This is a genomic window from Streptomyces thermoalcalitolerans, from assembly GCF_039525155.1.
In the GTDB taxonomy this organism is placed as follows: Bacteria; Actinomycetota; Actinomycetes; order Streptomycetales; family Streptomycetaceae; genus Streptomyces; species Streptomyces thermovulgaris.
The window spans coordinates 92221-108858 of sequence record NZ_BAAAHG010000018.1 but is presented as its reverse complement, the minus strand read 5'-3'; the positions used below and the strand labels follow the sequence as shown (position 1 = coordinate 108858).

Genomic DNA, 16638 nt, shown 5'->3' with positions numbered 1-16638 from the left:
TGACGGACGCCGCCCCCCGGACCGTCCGCGCGCGCCCTCAGGCCGCGGCCAGTTCCCGGGCGATCCGCGTGATCGTCTCCGGGCCCACACGGCAGCAGCCGCCGATCAACCGGGCCCCCGCGGCACGCCACTGCCGGACCTGCTCGGGGACGAAGGCGGAGGGGCCGGCCCAGGTGCGGGACCCGGCGTCCCAGGCCTCACCGCTGTTGGGGTAGACCACGACCGGCTTGCCGGTGACCCGGGCGGCCGTCCGCACCGCGGCGGCCGCGTCGCCGGGCGCGCAGCAGTTCACCCCGACCGCGATCACCTCGTCCGTGTCGGCGGCCAGGGCGAACGCCTCCTCCAGCGGCTGCCCCGCGCGAGTGCGGTCGCCGGCGACGGTGTACGACAGCCAGGCCGGCACCCCCAGCCCGCGCACCGCCCGCAGCAGCGCCCGCGCCTCGTCCGTGTCCGGGACCGTCTCCAGCGCCAGTACGTCGGGCCGGGCGCCGGCCAGCACCTCCAGCCGGGGCCGGTGGAACCGCTCCAGCTCCCCGACGGTGAGCCCGTAACGCCCCCGGTACTCGGAGCCGTCGGCGAGCATCGCCCCGTACGGGCCCGCCGACGCGGCCGTCCAGAGGGGCCGGAGCACACCCCGCGCCCATGCCCTTCGTGCCGCCTCGCGCGCCAGCTCCACGCTCGACGCGATGAGTTCGGCCGCCCGCTCCCGGCCGATCCCCCGTTTCGCGAACCCCTCGAACGTGGCCTGGTAGCTCGCGGTGATCGCCACATCGGCCCCCGCCTCGAAGTAGGCGAGGTGAGCCTGGACGATCGCCTCGGGCCGCTCGTCCAGCAGCCGTGCCGACCACAGGTCGTCGCTCAGGTCGTACCCGGCCGACTCCAGCTGGTTGGACAGCCCTCCGTCGAGGACGACGGTCCCGGTGGCGAGGGCTTCGGCGAGGGTGGGGGAGACGACGCTGTTCATGCCACGACGCTAATCCACGGGCCGGGGACGAAGAGGATTCCCTGGGTCCGGGGACGCGTGCCCGGTGCACGTCCCGCGCCGTGCACGTCCCGCGCCGGCGGACTCCGGCGCCCCGATCCCCGCACCACCCGACGGAACACCGCCCGGGAGACCCGGGAGCACACGGACCGAAAGCGGTCCGGTCCGTGCGGCACAGCACACCGGAACGGTTCGGCCGGCGCCGAACCGACCGGCCCCTAGCGTCCCCCTCATGAGTGAGACCGCCTTCGCCGACCTCCATCACGCCGACGAGCCCCTGCTGCTGCCGAACGCCTGGGACCACGCCTCCGCCCTGTTCCTCGCCGCCCTCGGCTTCCCGGCCCTCGGCACCACCAGCCTCGGTGTCGCCGCCTCCGCCGGACTGCCCGACGGCGCCGCCGCGACCCGGGACCACACCCTCCGGCTCGCGCTCGCCCTCGGCGCGCAGCCGTTCCTGCTCTCGGTCGACGCGGAGAACGGGTTCAGCGACGACCCGGACGAAGTGGCCGAGTTCGCCCGGCAGGTGTGGAGGGCGGGAGCGGTCGGCATCAACCTGGAGGACGGGCTCGGACCGGCCGCCCGGCACGCCGCGAAGATCGCCGCCGTCAAGTCCGCCGTCCCCGGCCTGTTCGTCAACGCGCGCACGGACACGTACTGGCTGGGCGACAAGGACGAGACCGAGACGCTGCGCCGTCTCGACCTCTACCAACAGGCCGGTGCCGACGGCGTGTTCGTCCCCGGCCTGACCGACCCCGGGACGATCGCCGCCCTCGTGCGGCACCTCGACGCCCCGCTCAACATCCTCTGCTCCCCGGCCGGACCCACCGTCCCCCACCTCGCCGACCTCGGCGTACGCCGGATCAGCCTCGGCTCGCTGCTGTACCGGCGGGCGCTGGGCGCGGCCCTGGAGACGATGACCTTGGTCGCGGCCGGGCGCACTCCGCAGGGCGCCGCCCCCTCGTACGAAGAGGTGCAGGCGCTCAGCCGGCCGGTCCGTGAGACGGTACGGCCGGACGGGGGAGCCGGCGGAGCCGGGAAGTCACGGAGCCAGGAGGTCCGCGAGGAAGGCGTTGGTGAACTTTCCGGCCGGATCCAGCTCCCCGGCCAGGGAGCGGAAGTCGGCCAGCCGCGGATAGCGCCCGCGCAGTGCGGCCGTCGGGGTGGTGAAGACCTTGCCCCAGTGGGGCCGGGGGGAGAAGGGCTCCAGGGTCTCCTCGAGACGGCGCACCGCCGGGAGGACGGCCGCCGTGTCCGCGATCCAGGTGAAGTGCACGGCGACGGTGTCCCGGCCGTACGACGGGCTCAGCCACTGCTCGTCGGCGGCGACGGTGCGCACCTCGCAGGTCTGCAGGACCGGGGCGACGACCTGGCGGATGCCGTCGAGGGCGTGCAGGACGTCGAGGGCGTACGCGCGCGGCAGCAGGTACTCCGACTGCAGCTCCGCGCCGCTGCTCGGGGTGAACTCCGCCCGGAAGTGCGGCAGTCGCTCGTGCCAGGGCCCGGGGACGCCGAACTGCCGCGTGCAGTGCTCCGCCGGCATGCCCGGCACCGGGTGCAGCGCGACCTTGGCGGGCACCGCCCACGGGAAGGCGGGCGGCGGCTGGTCGGTGCGGCGTTTGAGCCACACCTGGCGGAAGCCGGGAGCGCGCCAGTCGGTGAACAGGCTGACGCTGTACGCGGCGGCGGCCACCGCCTCGAAGTCCAGCCCTTCCAGGGGAAGTTCGGTGAACAGATGCTGCTCGACCCCGAAGGCGGGCTCCAGGTCCAGGGTGAGCGCGGTGACCACGCCCAGCGCGCCCAGGGAGGTGACGGCCCCGCCGAACCGCGGGTCGCCCCGCCCGACGACGACCGTGGAGCCGTCCGCGGTGACGATCTCCACCTGCCGTACGGCGGAGGCGAGCGGACCGTTGGACACACCGGAGCCATGGGTGCCGGTCGCCACCGACCCGGCCACCGAGATGTGCGGCAGGGAGGCCATGTTGGGCAGGGCCAGGCCGTGCGCGTGCACCCGGCGGGCCAGCTCCGCGTACCGGACCCCGCCGCCCACCCGGACCGTACGGGCGGCCGTGTCCACGTCCACCTCGGCCGGCAGCGCCTCCAGCGACACCAGGGTGCCCCCGGCGCCCGGGTCAGCGATCCGGTTGAAGGAGTGACCGCTGCCCAGCGCCCGCACCCGCGTGCTCTTGGCCACCAGCGCGCACAGCGCCTCCAGTGATCCCGGCCGGTGCACCTCCCCGGCGGTGTAGGTGACGTTGCCCGCCCAGTTGGTCACGGTCCCGGTCGTCCTCCTGGCCATCCCGGTCCCTCTCTGTGCCGCTCCCTGTGCTCTCCGGGTGAACCTACCCGTCCGGCCGAGGGGGACCCGGCACCAGGTGCGCGCCGGCGGGGGCATACCGTGAGGAGTCGTACGTACGAAGTCGTGAGGAGAGACGGGATGGGCAGCCGTACCGCGCTGGTCGAGGATCTGATGGAGCGCTTCCCGCACGTGCCGCGGGAAGCCGTCTTCAAGGAGGATCTGCTCCGGGGTGGTGTGGCCTTCGACTCCTCCGCGCTCAGCGACAACGAGGACGGCGAGGTCAAACCGAAGTCGTACTTCATCTTCTCCTTCGACCACGGCACCCTGCCCGAGCTGGGCGAGGCCGCGCTCAGACGCCCGCCGGAGGAGATCATCCTCACCGGTGGGCCGTACGACCTGCGGCGCACCGTCGTGTCGGTGCGGGTGAACCCGTCCTCGCCCTACCGTGTGGCCGCTGACGACGAGGGCCTGCTCGGGCTCTACCTCGACGGCCGGCGCATCGCCGACGTCGGTGTGCCGCCCATGCCCGAGTACTACCGGCACACCCTGTCCAACGGAAAGTCCGTCATGGAGGTGGCCCCGACCATCCAGTGGGGCTACCTGATCTATCTGACCGTCTTCCGGGTCTGCCAGTACTTCGGCGCCAAGGAGGAGTGCCAGTACTGCGACATCAACCACAACTGGCGCCAGCACAAGGCGGCCGGCCGGCCCTACACGGGCGTCAAGGACGTCGAGGAGGTCCTGGAGGCGCTCGAGATCATCGACCGGTACGACACCCAGAAGGCGTCCACCGCCTACACGCTCACCGGCGGCGCCATCACCAAGACGGTCGCCGGCCGGGACGAGGCCGACTTCTACGGCCACTACGCCAAGGCCATCGAGGAGCGCTTCCCGGGCCGCTGGATCGGCAAGGTCGTCGCGCAGGCGCTGCCCAAGGCGGACGTGCAGCGGTTCAAGGACTACGGCGTGCAGATCTACCACCCCAACTACGAGGTGTGGGACCGCCGTCTGTTCGAGCTGTACTGCCCGGGCAAGGAGCGCTACGTCGGCCGCGACGAGTGGCACCGCCGCATCCTCGACTCGGCGGACGTCTTCGGGCCCCGCAATGTGATCCCCAACTTCGTGGCCGGTGTGGAGATGGCCAGGCCCCACGGCTTCACCACCGTCGACGAGGCCATCGCGTCCACCACCGAGGGCCTGCGCTTCTTCATGTCACACGGCATCACACCGCGTTTCACCACCTGGTGTCCGGAGCCCACCACCCCGCTGGGCAAGGCCAACCCGCAGGGGGCGCCGCTGGAGTACCACATCCGGCTGCTCGAGGCCTACCGCGCCACCATGGACGACTTCGGGCTCTCCTCGCCCCCCGGCTACGGCCCGCCCGGCCCCGGCCGCGCGGTCTTCTCGGTCAGTTCCTTCATGGACAGCCTTCCCGCCGAGGAGGACGACACGAGGGAGACGGACGCGGTGCGGACGTCCCAAGACCGTGAGCCGGGAGGAAGCTCCGTGCGGGCCCGCGCGTGAGCGCTGAGGGGCTCCGGCGCCCGTGACGGACGGCGGATCGCCGGCCCGCCGTCCGTCACGGGATTCCGAATACGCGGCTTGTCAGTTGTGTCACGGCCGTGAAAAGCTCGTGCCCTGCTGCGAGGTTCCCTCCAACTCCTTCTTGAACACGGTGAGTTGCCTCGCCCGTGGATGCAGGAGACCCATGCCCGACCTGCCGAGCCCCAAGGACGCGACCGAGTCCGCGCTGCACGCCGAGTGCTGGGACGCGGTGCTTTCCTACGCCGACCTGTGCACGGCCGGCTCCTTTGCGGCCCGGGAGCTGGCCGAGGAGGCGTTCGCACTGGGCGTGCGCGAGATACGGGCCGCCGAGGCCGCTGCGTCCCGGGGCCGCCGTACGCCCCGGCTGCCGGCGATACCGCTGATGCTGACCGCCGTGCGCACCACCGCCGCGTCCTGGGAGGCCGACGGCCTCGGCCACCGGCTGGACCCGGACCTGCGCCTGTGGCTCAACTCCGACAAGGCCGCCCGCTACACGGGCCCGCCCCTGCGCCGCCCGATCGCCCTGCGCGGCCTGCGGGACCTGCAGGAGCCGGACGCCGCGCTGCTGTGGCTGACGGAGGTGGAGGCGCTGCCGTCGACCGTCGTGGCCCGCAGGCTCGGGCTCGACCCGGCGCTGGTGTCCGAGGAGCTCGACCAGGTCCGGACCCTGTTCCGGGACCGCTGCCACCGCAACCACCTCGACACCCCGCTGGACGAGGAGTGCCGCAAGTACGCCCGGCTGCTGGACGCGGTCACCCGTTCCACACCGGTCTCCGAGACCCCCGAGGACCTCACCCGGCACCTGGCCACCTGCGTGGACTGCGCGGAGGCCGCCGGCTGCCTGAGGCTGAACGGCGGCGAACTGCCGGCCGCCCTCGCCGGCGGCGTGATCGGCTGGGGCGGCCTGGCCTATCTGGAGCGCCGCCGCCGGGCCGCCGAGGCGCGCCTGGGCACCCGCCGCTCCGAGCCGGCGAGCACCGGCTACGGGGAGCCCGCCGGGAACGCCACCCGGGCACGGATCGTGCGCGGCAGCCTGCTCGCCGCGGCGGTCGCCCTGTCCGGGCTGGCGCTGGTGGTGTCGATGATGCCGTTCGGCGGCTCCGCGGACGACACCGCGCGCGGTGACGTCGGCGCCCTGCCGATCGCCGACTCCGGCCTGTCCCTGCCGGCCACCGGTTGCTCGTCGTCCTCCTCGGCCTCCCCCTCGACGGCCGGCTCCGCCTCCGCCTCGGCCTCCGCGTCCGCCTCGGGCACGCCGTCCACGACCGGAACGGAGACCCGGGCCGACCGCAAGAACCCCGGACCCCAGGGCGCTCCCACCGCCACCGCCGGTGAGGCCGGCGGGACCGGTGAGACCCGTGAGAGCGCCACCCCCGGTCCGGACCGGAGCACCCCGGCGCTCTGCCAGGTCCGCTACCGCCTGACGGACCAGTGGCAGAACGGCTTCCAGGCCGTCGTCACCGTCACCACCGTCCGCGCCCTCGACACCTGGCAGGTGTCCTGGTCCTTCCGCGACGGCCAGCGGATCACCCGGATATGGGACGCGGACGTCGTCCGGAAGGGCCCCCGCGTCACCGTCGCCGCCGCCGACTACAACAGGTCCGTCGCCGCGGGCGGCACCCTGTCCTTCGGCTTCATCGGCACCTGGCAGGACAGGAACACCGCGCCGCACGGCTTCACGCTGAACGGCCACGACTGCGCGATCACCTGACCGCACGCGGGAAGTCCGGCTTCCGGGGGTGACCCGAACGGCCCTGTCGGATACCCGGGGAGGCAAGCAGGGTAGGAGGCGTGCCCCCGGCACGCGGTACTCCGACCGCCGTCCCGCCCCGGAAAGGACTTCCGATGCCCGCCGAGACGCAGCAGGAACCCGCCGGACTCACGGACGAGGAACTCGCGCAGCTGGACGCCCACTGGCGCGCCGCGAACTACCTTTCCGCCGGCCAGATCTACCTGATGGCCAACCCGCTGCTGACCGAGCCGCTGCGCCCGGAGCACATCAAGCCGCGCCTGCTCGGCCACTGGGGCACCTCGCCCGGCCTCAACCTCGTCCACACCCACCTCAACCGGGTCATCAAGGCCCGTGATCTGAACGCCCTGTGCATCTGGGGCCCCGGCCACGGCGGGCCCGCCGTGCTCGCCAACTCCTGGCTGGAGGGCTCGTACACCGAGACGTACCCGGACATCACCCGGGACGCGCACGGCATGGCACGGCTGTTCAAGCAGTTCTCCTTCCCCGGCGGGGTGCCCAGCCACGTCGCCCCCGAGACACCGGGCTCCATCCACGAGGGCGGGGAGCTCGGCTACGCGCTCTCCCACGCCTACGGCGCCGCGCTCGACAACCCGGACCTGCTCGTCGCCTGCGTGATCGGCGACGGCGAGGCGGAGACCGGCCCGCTGGCCGCGTCCTGGCACTCCAACAAGTTCCTCGACCCGGTCGGGGACGGCGCCGTCCTGCCGATCCTGCACCTCAACGGCTACAAGATCGCCAACCCCACGGTGCCGGCCCGGCTGCCCGAGGACGAGCTCGACGCCCTGCTGCGGGGATACGGCCACGACCCGGTCCATGTCGCCGGCGACGACCCGGCCGCCGTCCACCGCGCCCTGGCCGCGGCCATGGACACCGCGCTGGACCGCATCGCCGCACTCCAGCACGCCGCCCGCAGCGAGGGCGTCACCGACCGGCCCCGCTGGCCCATGATCGTGCTGCGCACCCCCAAGGGCTGGACCGGCCCCGCCGAGGTCGACGGCCTGCCCGTGGAGGGCACCTGGCGCTCCCACCAGGTCCCGCTGGCCGCCGTCCGGGACAACCCCGGGCACCTGCGGCAGCTGGAGCAGTGGCTGCGCTCGTACCGCCCCGAGGAGCTGTTCGACGAGCACGGCGCCCCGCGTCCCGACGTCCTGGCCTGCATCCCCGAGGGCGCGCGCCGGCTCGGCGCCACCCCGCACGCCAACGGCGGACTGCTGGTGCGCGAGCTGCCGCTGCCGCCGCTGGAGAAGTACGCCGTCGAGGTCGACAAGCCCGGCGCGACCCTGCACGAGCCGACCCGGGTCCTCGGCGGGATGCTCCAGGACGTCATGGCCGCCACCGCCGACCGGCGCGACTTCCGTCTCCTGGGCCCCGACGAGACCGCCTCCAACCGCCTCGAGGCCGTCTACGCCGCCAGCGGCAAGGCCTGGCAGGCCGCCGTCCTCGACGTGGACGAGCACCTCGACCGGCACGGCCGGGTGATGGAGATCCTGTCCGAGCACACCTGCCAGGGCTGGCTGGAGGGCTACCTCCTCACCGGCCGGCACGGGCTGTTCTCCTGCTACGAGGCGTTCGTGCACATCGTCGACTCGATGGTCAACCAGCACATCAAGTGGCTGCGCACCACCCGCCGGCTGTCCTGGCGCGCCCCCATCGCCTCCCTCAACTACCTGCTCACCTCGCATGTGTGGCGCCAGGACCACAACGGCTTCTCCCACCAGGACCCCGGCTTCGTCGATCATGTCCTGAACAAGAGCCCGGAGGCCGTCCGGGTCTACTTCCCGCCGGACGCCAACACCCTGCTGTCCGTGGCCGACCACGTCCTGCGCAGCCGGGACTACGTCAATGTGATCGTCGCCGGCAAGCAGCCCTGCTTCGACTGGCTTTCCATGGAGGAGGCGAAGGTGCACTGCGCACGCGGCGCCGGCATCTGGGACTGGGCCGGCACCGAGGACGGCAGCCGCGAACCGGACGTGGTGCTGGCCTGCGCCGGGGACGTGCCCACGCAGGAGGTGCTGGCCGCCGCCCAGCTGCTGCGCCGGCACCTGCCCGAACTGGCCGTGCGCGTGGTCAACGTCGTGGACATCGCCCGGCTGATGCCCCGCGAGGAGCACCCCCACGGGATGACCGACTTCGAGTACGACGGCCTGTTCACCCGGGACAAGCCGGTGATCTTCGCCTACCACGGCTACCCCTGGCTGATCCACCGCCTGGCCTACCGGCGCACCGGCCACCCCCATCTGCATGTGCGCGGCTACAAGGAGATCGGCACCACGACCACCCCGTTCGACATGGTGGTCAGCAACGACCTGGACCGCTACCGCCTGGTCATGGACGTCATCGACCGCGTCCCCGGCCTCGCGGTGCGCGCCGCCGCCGTACGCCAGCGCATGGAGGACGCCCGGCTGCGTCACCACGACTGGATCCGGGAACACGGGGTGGACATGCCCGAGGTCACGGACTGGTCCTGGGACGGCTGAGCCTCCCTGGGGCCGACCGGCCCTGGCCCCGCGTGCACCGAGGGTGAAGAATCGCGGTGGACACCGAGAACGGCACAAGGAGCGATTTCGATGGCGGACCGTGAGCAGGCCGGGGCCGGAACCCCGATCCGGGTCTTCCTCCTCGACGACCACGAGGTGGTACGGCGCGGGGTGCACGACCTGCTGAACGACGAACCGGACATCGAGGTGGTCGGCGAGGCCGCGAACGCCGAGCAGGCCCTGGTCCGCGTGCCCGCGCTGCGCCCGGACGTGGCGGTGCTCGACGTCCGGCTGCCCGACGGCGACGGCGTCACCGTCTGCCGTGAGCTGCGCTCCCGCCTGCCGGAGCTGGCCTGTCTGATGCTGACCTCCTTCGACGACGAGGAGGCACTGCTGGACTCGATCATGGCGGGCGCCGCCGGCTATGTCCTGAAGCAGATCCAGGGCGCGGACCTGGTCTCGGCGGTGCGCACCGTGGCCCGCGGCCAGTCGCTGCTCGACCCCAGCGCCACCGCGAAGCTGATGGCCCGGCTGCGCGGCGGCCAGGAGCCGGAGGAGGAGCCGGACGAGCTGCCCGGGCTGACCGACCGGGAGCGGGAGATCCTGGCCCTGATCGGCGAGGGGCTGACCAACCGGCAGATCGGGCAGCGGCTGTACCTGGCCGAGAAGACGGTGAAGAACCACATCTCCCGGCTGCTGGCCAAGCTCGGCGTGGAGCGGCGCGTGCAGGCCGCCGTGATCGCCACCCAGGCCCGGGACCGGCTGCGCGGCGAGGGCCGCTGACCCGGCCGGGCCGCGCGCGGCTCCGGGCCCGGCTGGTGAGGGCCGCGGAGCCGGGTGATGCTGGAGAGCGGACCCCTCCAGGCACGGCAGGGAAGGCAGGGCCATGCGTGCTCAGCTTGGCGACCGGCTGGTCGTCGAAAGTCCGGCCACCGGCGACACCCGGCGTGACGGCGAGATCGTCGGCCTGCATCACGACGACGGCACACCCCCGTACGACGTGCGCTGGTCGGACACCGGCGAGGTCACGCTGGTGTTCCCCGGTCCGGACGCCCGTGTCCAGCACCGGCGGCGCGAGCCGCAGGAGCCGGACCGGCCCCGGGAGCCGCGCCAGGACGGGGCCCCGGCGGGCGGCCCCGGGGACATCGGGCGGCGCCTCGCCGCCGCCCGCAGGCGTGCGGGGCTCAGCCTGGAGGAGGTGGCGGGCCGGGCGCGGATGTCCCCGCAGTACCTGAGCTACCTGGAGGAGTACCCCTCCGACCCCAGCCCGGCCGCCCTGCTGCGGCTGGCCGACGCGCTGGGCACCACGCTCGACAGGCTGCGCGGCGGCGGCTGGGAGCGCCCCCCGGGACAGGGACAGGCGCTGCTCCACCCCCGGCTGGTGGAGCTCGACGAGGACGAGTGCCGGGCGCTGCTGTGCACGCACGGCGTCGGACGCGTCGCCCTGGTCACCGAGGACGGCCCTGTCGTGTACCCGGTGAACTACGACGTGGTGGACGGCGACCTGGTCTTCCGCACCGACCCCGACGCGGCGCCCGCCGAGGCCGTCGGCACCGAGGTCGCCTTCGAGGTGGACCGCGTCGACGAGGTGATGAGCCAGGGGTGGAGCGTGCTCGCGCGCGGCCGCGCCGAGGCGGTGACGGACCCCGGGGAGATCCACCGGCTCCGGGGGCAGGTCCGCTCCTCCCCGTGGGCGAGCAGGGAGCGCACGCTGTGGGTGCGGATCCGGCCCACCCGCCTGACGGGACGCCGTATCACGCCGGCCGATCCGTGAGGGCGGCGCTCAGCAGGGCGCACTCGACGTCGACGACGCCCTCCACGGCGCGTACCAGACGGGCGGCGACGGGGACCAGCGAGGTGTCCCGGATGTGACCGCTGAGGGTGACCACGCCGTCGCGGACCTCGACGTGCACGGGGCCGGACGGAGCGGGGAAGAGACGGGCGACGATCTCCCGGCGGACCTCGTCGGCGATCTCCTCGTCCGGGCGCAGGAAGACCTTCAGCAGGTCGCTCCGGCTGATCAGACCCTCGAGCATGCCCTTGTCGTCGACGACGGGCAGCCGCTTGACCCGGTGCAGGGCCATGAGACGGGCGGCCTCGGCGAGGGTGGCGTCGGGGCGGACGGTGACGGCCGGGGCGGTCATCACGTCCGCGGCGGTGATTCCGCCCGCCTTGGCCAGGTCGGGCAGACGGCGCAGCTGGGTGAACCGGTCCGGGTCGCTGTCGCGGAACTCCTCCTTGGGCAGCAGATCGGCCTCCGAGACGATCCCGACCACCCGGCCCTCGCCCTCCAGCACGGGAAGGGCGCTGACCTTCCACTGCCCCATGATCTGGACGATGGTCTTGAACGGGGTGTCGCGGCCCGCGGACACGACGGTGCGCGTCATCATGTCGCTCACGGTGTACGGGCTGCCCATCACGGTCTCCTCCTCGCGTGTCGGTCGTGCGGGCCCCGCCGGCCCACCGGACCCGCGGGCGACATGAGCCGGCCTTCCGCGCCGGCCGGGAGGGGTCACCTGACGCCGCTGCCGTAGGGGGCGTACAGATCCAGGAGCCGGACACGCGCGGCGTGCAGGCGGTGCGCGACCACCCGGCCGACCCACACCGCGATCGCACGGCCGAACGCGGCGTCCTCGTCGCAGAGCCTCCGCACGGTCTCGGCGTCGAACTCGTACGCCCGCACCGGGCTCGTCGCCTCGCCGCCCAGCTGCCAGGTGTACGGCGGGAAGTGCCAGGACCAGCCGACCAGCTCGTTGTGGCCCAGGGTCTCGATGACGGCGGCGCGCCGGCCGGGGACATGCAGATCGAGGGCGACCGTCCCGGTCCTGATGATCCAGAACCGGTCGGCGTGCCGGTGCTCCTCGAACAGGCGGGTGCCGATGGGGAAGGACACCTCGCGGGCGAGGGACATCAGGCGCGTGCGGTGCTCCGCCGGCAGGGCCGAGGCCAGCGTGGTGGTGGAGGTCATCGTCTCCCGCTCCTTTCGTGCCCGTCGCCGCGGCCGGCCGACGAGCGGCGTCGCCCGGCCCCCTCCGGGACGCCGTCCGGCCCCCTCGGGAATGCGGTGGGTGCTGCTGATCCCAGCCTGTGCCCCGGCGGCGCGCACCACCACGGGCCACCCGGGCCCGGCGGGTGGGCCGTTCGGCCCCAACTGCCGGGAACCTGGTGCTTTGGTGCCGTGCCGCCGGACGGATCAGCGCGCGGCGCGGAGGTCCGTGAGCTCGCGCCCCGTGATCATCGTGGCCTCGATCCGGATGAAGACGTTGTCCTGGATGGGCATCCACGAGTCGGGGCCCGTCCGCAGCAGCCGCTCGTGCTCGGCGGGGTCGGTGACCACATGGGCCCGGCCGGTCACGACCACGCTCCAGCCGGACCGGGTCGCCGCGTCGAACTCGTCGGCCTCGAAGGCGACCACGACACCGTCGACGGCGCGCACCAGATCCGACCGGGCCGAGGTCCGTACCAGCACGGAGGAGTCCGTGTCCAGGGAGAAGTTCACGGGCAGCACCGCCGGGAGGGCATGCCGCGTGTACACGACACGCCCGACCGGCACCTTGCCCAGCAGTCGGAGGCACTCCTGGCGGTCCAGCGCGCGAAAGCCGTCGTTGTGCACCATCAGTCCATCCTCTCCCGCGGCTCCGCCGGCGGTTAGGGCCGATCGGCCCTAACCACGCCCGGGGGGATCCAGGGCCCCGGGCCCGGGCCGGCCCCCGCGGAACGGGCCGCCCGGCGGGAAAAGCTCTGCGGTTGCGTGTGTGGGCACTGCCTAGTGAGGTTATGCGGGTGGAGGTTATGCGGGTGACGGCTTTTCCCGGTGGACATCCACGGGCGGGCCCCGGAAGGGAGCGGCACGGTGGCCACGGAGAACGGTCCGGTGACGGACGAGACGCGCAGGGCCCGGCCGGCGGGCCTGGACAGTGAGCTGGTGGACGCGCTGGTGCGCTCGCGCCGGTTCTTCACCCGGGCGGAGATCTCCGACGACCTGCGCACCCTGCACAAGAAGGGCGGCCGCCGGGCGGACGTCTTCTACCGGGAGCGCTGGTCGTACGACAAGGTGGTCCGCTCCACCCACGGAGTGAACTGCACCGGCTCCTGCTCGTGGAAGGTGTACGTCAAGGACGGCATCATCACCTGGGAGGCCCAGCAGACCGACTACCCCTCGGTCGGCCCCGACCGCCCCGAGTACGAGCCGCGCGGCTGCCCCCGCGGTGCCGCGTTCTCCTGGTACACCTACTCGCCGACCCGGGTCCGCTACCCGTATGTGCGAGGCGTGCTCCTGCAGATGTACCGGGAGGCCAGGGCCCGGCTCGGCGACCCGGTCGCGGCCTGGGCGGAGATCGTCTCCGACCCCGGACGCGCCCGCCGCTACAAGGCGGCGCGCGGCAAGGGCGGCCTGGTGCGGGCGAGCTGGGACGAGGCGGTGGAGATGGTCGCCGCCGCGCATGTGCACACCATCAAGGAGTACGGCCCCGACCGGCTGGCCGGGTTCTCGCCGATCCCGGCGATGTCGATGGTCTCGCACGCCGCCGGGTCCCGTTTCTACGCGCTGCTCGGCGGCGTGATGCTGTCCTTCTACGACTGGTACGCGGACCTGCCGGTCGCCTCCCCGCAGGTCTTCGGCGACCAGACGGACGTCCCCGAGTCGGGGGACTGGTGGGACGCCGGCTATCTGATCATGTGGGGTTCCAATCTGCCGGTGACCCGCACCCCGGACGCCCACTGGATGGCCGAGGCCCGCTACCGCGGCCAGAAGGTGGTGGCGGTCTCCCCAGACTACGCGGACAACGTCAAGTTCGCCGACGAGTGGCTGCCCGCCCGGCCCGGCACCGACGGGGCGCTGGCCATGGCCATGGGCCATGTGGTGCTCAAGGAGTTCTTCGTCGACCGCCGCACCCCGTACTTCGAGGACTACGTCAAGCGGTACACGGACCTGCCGTTCCTGGTCGTGCTCGACGAGCGCGCACCGGGGACGTACACACCCGGAAAGTTCCTCACCGCCGCCGATCTCGGCGGTGAGCGGGCCGCCGCCGAGCACGCGGCGTTCCGCACCGTGCTGCTGGACGCCGACGGCAGCCCGGTCGTCCCGAACGGCACCCTCGGCGACCGGTTCGGCGAGAGCGGAGCGGGGAAGTGGAACCTGGACCTGGACGGCATCGACCCGCTGCTGTCCGCCGAGGGCGGCGACGAGGACCCGGTGACGGTGGAGCTGCCCCGCTTCGACGCCCCGGACGGCAGCGCCGGCGTGCTGCGGCGCTCGGTGCCCGTACGGCGGATCGCGGGACGGCCGGTCACCACGGTGTACGACCTCCTCCTCGCCCAGTACGGCGTGGCCCGCCCCGGTCTGCCCGGCCGCTGGCCCGCCTCCTACGACGACGCCGAGGAGCCGTACACCCCCGCCTGGCAGGCCGCGATCACCGGAGTGGACGCCGCCCGGGCGGCCCGGATCGCCCGGGAGTTCGCCGCCAACGCCGAGGAGTCCCGCGGCCGTTCGATGATCGTCATGGGGGCGGGCACCAACCACTGGTTCCACTCCGACACCATCTACCGCGCCTTTCTCACCCTGACCACGCTGACCGGCTGCCAGGGCGTCAACGGCGGCGGCTGGGCGCACTACGTCGGCCAGGAGAAGGTCCGCCCCCTCACCGGCTACACCGTGCTCGCGACCGCCTCCGACTGGCACCGCCCGCCCCGGCAGATGATCCAGACGGCGTACTGGTACCTGCACAGCGACCAGTTCCGCTACGACCCCTTCACCGCCGACACCCTCGCGGCGCCCGGCGCGGACGGCCCCTTCGCCGGGATGACCACCGCGGACGTGATCGCCGCCTCCGCGCGCAGGGGCTGGATGCCCTCCTACCCGACCTTCGACCGCAACCCGCTCGACCTGGCCGACGAGGCCGAGGCGGCCGGACGCCCGGCCGCCGAGCACGTGGTGGAGGAACTGAGGGCCGGACGGCTGCGCTTCGCGGGCGAGGACCCGGACGCACCGGAGAACTTCCCGCGCGTTTTGACCGTCTGGCGGGCCAACCTGTTCGGCTCCTCCGCGAAGGGCAACGAGTACTTCCTCAAGCACCTGCTGGGCACCGACTCCTCGGTGAACGCCGCCGAGGCACCGCCCGGGGCCCGGCCGAGGGACGTGGTGTGGCGGGAGGAGGCCCCCGTCGGCAAGCTGGACCTGCTGCTGACCCTGGACTTCCGCATGACCAGCACCACCGTCTTCTCGGACGTGGTGCTGCCCGCCGCCACCTGGTACGAGAAGCACGACCTGTCCAGCACCGACATGCACCCCTATGTGCATGCCTTCAACCCGGCGATCGCCCCGCCCTGGCAGACCCGCACCGACTGGGACGCCTTCGTCACCCTGGCCCGGGAGGTCAGCCGGCTCGGCGCCGCCCACCTCGGGGTGCGCACGGACGTGGTCGCCGCCCCGCTGATGCACGACACCCCGGACGAACTGGCCACCCCGCACGGCCGGGTACGGGACTGGAGGGCCGGCGAGTGCGCACCCGAGCCCGGCCGGACCATGCCCAGGATCGTCACCGTCGAACGCGACTACGGGGCGATCGCCGAGAAGATGACCGCCCTCGGCCCGCTGCTCGACTCCCTCGGCGCGACCACCAAGGGCGTCACCTTCACACTGGACCGCGCCCTGGACTACCTGCGGCACAAGAACGGCACGGTGCGCGGGGGAGCGGCGGCCGGACGGCCCGCGCTCACCCGGGACGTGCACGCCTGCGAGACCGTCCTCGCCCTGTCCGGCACCACCAACGGACACCTGGCCACCCAGGGCTTTCGCACCCTGGAGTCCCGCACCGGAACCCGGCTCGCCGACCTGGCCGCCGAGCACGAGGGCCGGCAGATCACCTTCGCCGACACCCAGAAAGCCCCCGTGCCGGTCATCACCAGCCCCGAGTGGTCCGGCTCCGAGAGCGGCGGCCGGCGCTATGCGCCGTTCACCGTCAACGTCGAGCGCCACAAGCCCTGGCACACCCTCACCGGCCGCCAGCACTTCTACCTCGACCACGACTGGATCGCCGCCCTGGGCGAGCAGCTCCCCGTCTACCGGCCGCCGCTGGACATGCACGTCCTGTTCGGCGAGCCCCGCCTGGGCGAGCAGGGCGAACTCGGCATCACCGTCCGCTATCTGACCCCGCACAACAAGTGGTCCATCCACTCCGAGTACCAGGACAACCTGTTCATGCTGTCGCTGTCCCGGGGCGGCCCCACCCTCTGGATGAGCACCCGGGACGCGGAGAAGATCGGCGTACGCGACAACGACTGGATCGAGGCGGTCAACCGCAACGGCGTCGTCGCCGCCCGCGCGGTCGTCTCGCACCGGATGCCCGAGGGCACCGTCTACATGCACCACGCCCAGGACCGGCTGATCGACGTGCCCCGCACCGAGACCACCGGCCGCCGGGGCGGCATCCACAACTCCCTCACCCGGCTGCTGATCAAACCCACCCATCTGATCGGCGGCTACGCCCAGCTGTCGTACGCCTTCAACTACCTCGGCCCGACCGGCAACCAGCGCGACGAGGTGACGGTGATCCGCCGCCGCGCCGACCAGGAGGTGACCTACTGA

Annotated in this window: 11 protein-coding genes and 1 pseudogene; 7 read left to right on the top strand and 5 right to left on the bottom strand. The window is 73.0% G+C overall.

Features of this window, described 5'->3' with window-relative positions; genetic code table 11:
- Nucleotides 1–37 precede the first annotated feature (37 nt).
- Nucleotides 38–964, bottom strand: a complete 927-nt coding sequence (mmuM, locus tag ABD224_RS13615; protein ID WP_344049779.1) for a homocysteine S-methyltransferase — start codon at nucleotides 962–964, stop codon at nucleotides 38–40.
- A gap of 250 nt (nucleotides 965–1214) precedes the next feature.
- Here mmuM and ABD224_RS13610 point away from each other — a divergent pair.
- Nucleotides 1215–1970, top strand: a pseudogene (locus ABD224_RS13610) (isocitrate lyase/PEP mutase family protein); the annotation flags it as partial.
- Between the two features lie 51 nt (nucleotides 1971–2021).
- On the opposite strand, the gene ABD224_RS13605 reads toward ABD224_RS13610, so the two are convergent.
- Nucleotides 2022–3278 carry an FAD-binding protein gene (locus tag ABD224_RS13605; RefSeq protein ID WP_344049778.1) on the bottom strand — a complete coding sequence of 419 codons (1257 nt, stop codon included), beginning with the start codon at nucleotides 3276–3278 and terminating at the stop codon, nucleotides 2022–2024.
- 138 nt (nucleotides 3279–3416) lie between these two features.
- On the opposite strand from ABD224_RS13605, the gene ABD224_RS13600 reads away from it, so the two are divergent.
- From ABD224_RS13600 to ABD224_RS13580, 5 genes are all read left to right on the top strand, one after another.
- Nucleotides 3417–4802, top strand: a complete 1386-nt coding sequence (locus tag ABD224_RS13600; protein ID WP_344049776.1) for a radical SAM protein — start codon at nucleotides 3417–3419, stop codon at nucleotides 4800–4802.
- Between the two features lie 184 nt (nucleotides 4803–4986).
- Nucleotides 4987–6534 carry a cellulose binding domain-containing protein gene (locus tag ABD224_RS13595; RefSeq protein WP_344049775.1) on the top strand — a complete coding sequence of 516 codons (1548 nt, stop codon included), beginning with the start codon at nucleotides 4987–4989 and terminating at the stop codon, nucleotides 6532–6534.
- Between the two features lie 134 nt (nucleotides 6535–6668).
- A complete protein-coding gene (locus ABD224_RS13590) occupies nucleotides 6669–9053 on the top strand; it encodes a phosphoketolase family protein (protein ID WP_344049774.1) in 2385 nt (794 codons plus the stop codon).
- 90 nt (nucleotides 9054–9143) lie between these two features.
- Entirely contained in the window at nucleotides 9144–9836 is a 693-nt protein-coding gene (locus tag ABD224_RS13585; RefSeq protein ID WP_344049773.1) for a response regulator, read from the top strand.
- A gap of 103 nt (nucleotides 9837–9939) precedes the next feature.
- A complete protein-coding gene (locus tag ABD224_RS13580) occupies nucleotides 9940–10827 on the top strand; it encodes a pyridoxamine 5'-phosphate oxidase family protein (RefSeq protein WP_344049772.1) in 888 nt (295 codons plus the stop codon).
- Here ABD224_RS13580 and ABD224_RS13575 read toward each other — a convergent pair.
- From ABD224_RS13575 to ABD224_RS13565, 3 genes are all read right to left on the bottom strand, one after another.
- Nucleotides 10808–11470 carry a CBS domain-containing protein gene (locus ABD224_RS13575; RefSeq protein ID WP_425580974.1) on the bottom strand — a complete coding sequence of 221 codons (663 nt, stop codon included), beginning with the start codon at nucleotides 11468–11470 and terminating at the stop codon, nucleotides 10808–10810. The genes ABD224_RS13580 and ABD224_RS13575 overlap by 20 nt on opposite strands.
- A 95-nt stretch (nucleotides 11471–11565) precedes the next feature.
- Nucleotides 11566–12021 carry a Crp/Fnr family transcriptional regulator gene (locus ABD224_RS13570; protein ID WP_344049770.1) on the bottom strand — a complete coding sequence of 152 codons (456 nt, stop codon included), beginning with the start codon at nucleotides 12019–12021 and terminating at the stop codon, nucleotides 11566–11568.
- 225 nt (nucleotides 12022–12246) lie between these two features.
- Nucleotides 12247–12669 (bottom strand): pyridoxamine 5'-phosphate oxidase family protein, encoded by a 423-nt coding sequence (locus ABD224_RS13565; protein WP_344049769.1) that lies wholly within the window; start codon nucleotides 12667–12669, stop codon nucleotides 12247–12249.
- A 294-nt stretch (nucleotides 12670–12963) separates the two neighbouring features.
- Here ABD224_RS13565 and ABD224_RS13560 point away from each other — a divergent pair, with 294 nt between their 5' ends.
- The gene (locus ABD224_RS13560) at nucleotides 12964–16638 is read left to right on the top strand and encodes a nitrate reductase subunit alpha (RefSeq protein WP_344049784.1); all 3675 of its coding nucleotides are present in this window, start codon (nucleotides 12964–12966) and stop codon (nucleotides 16636–16638) included.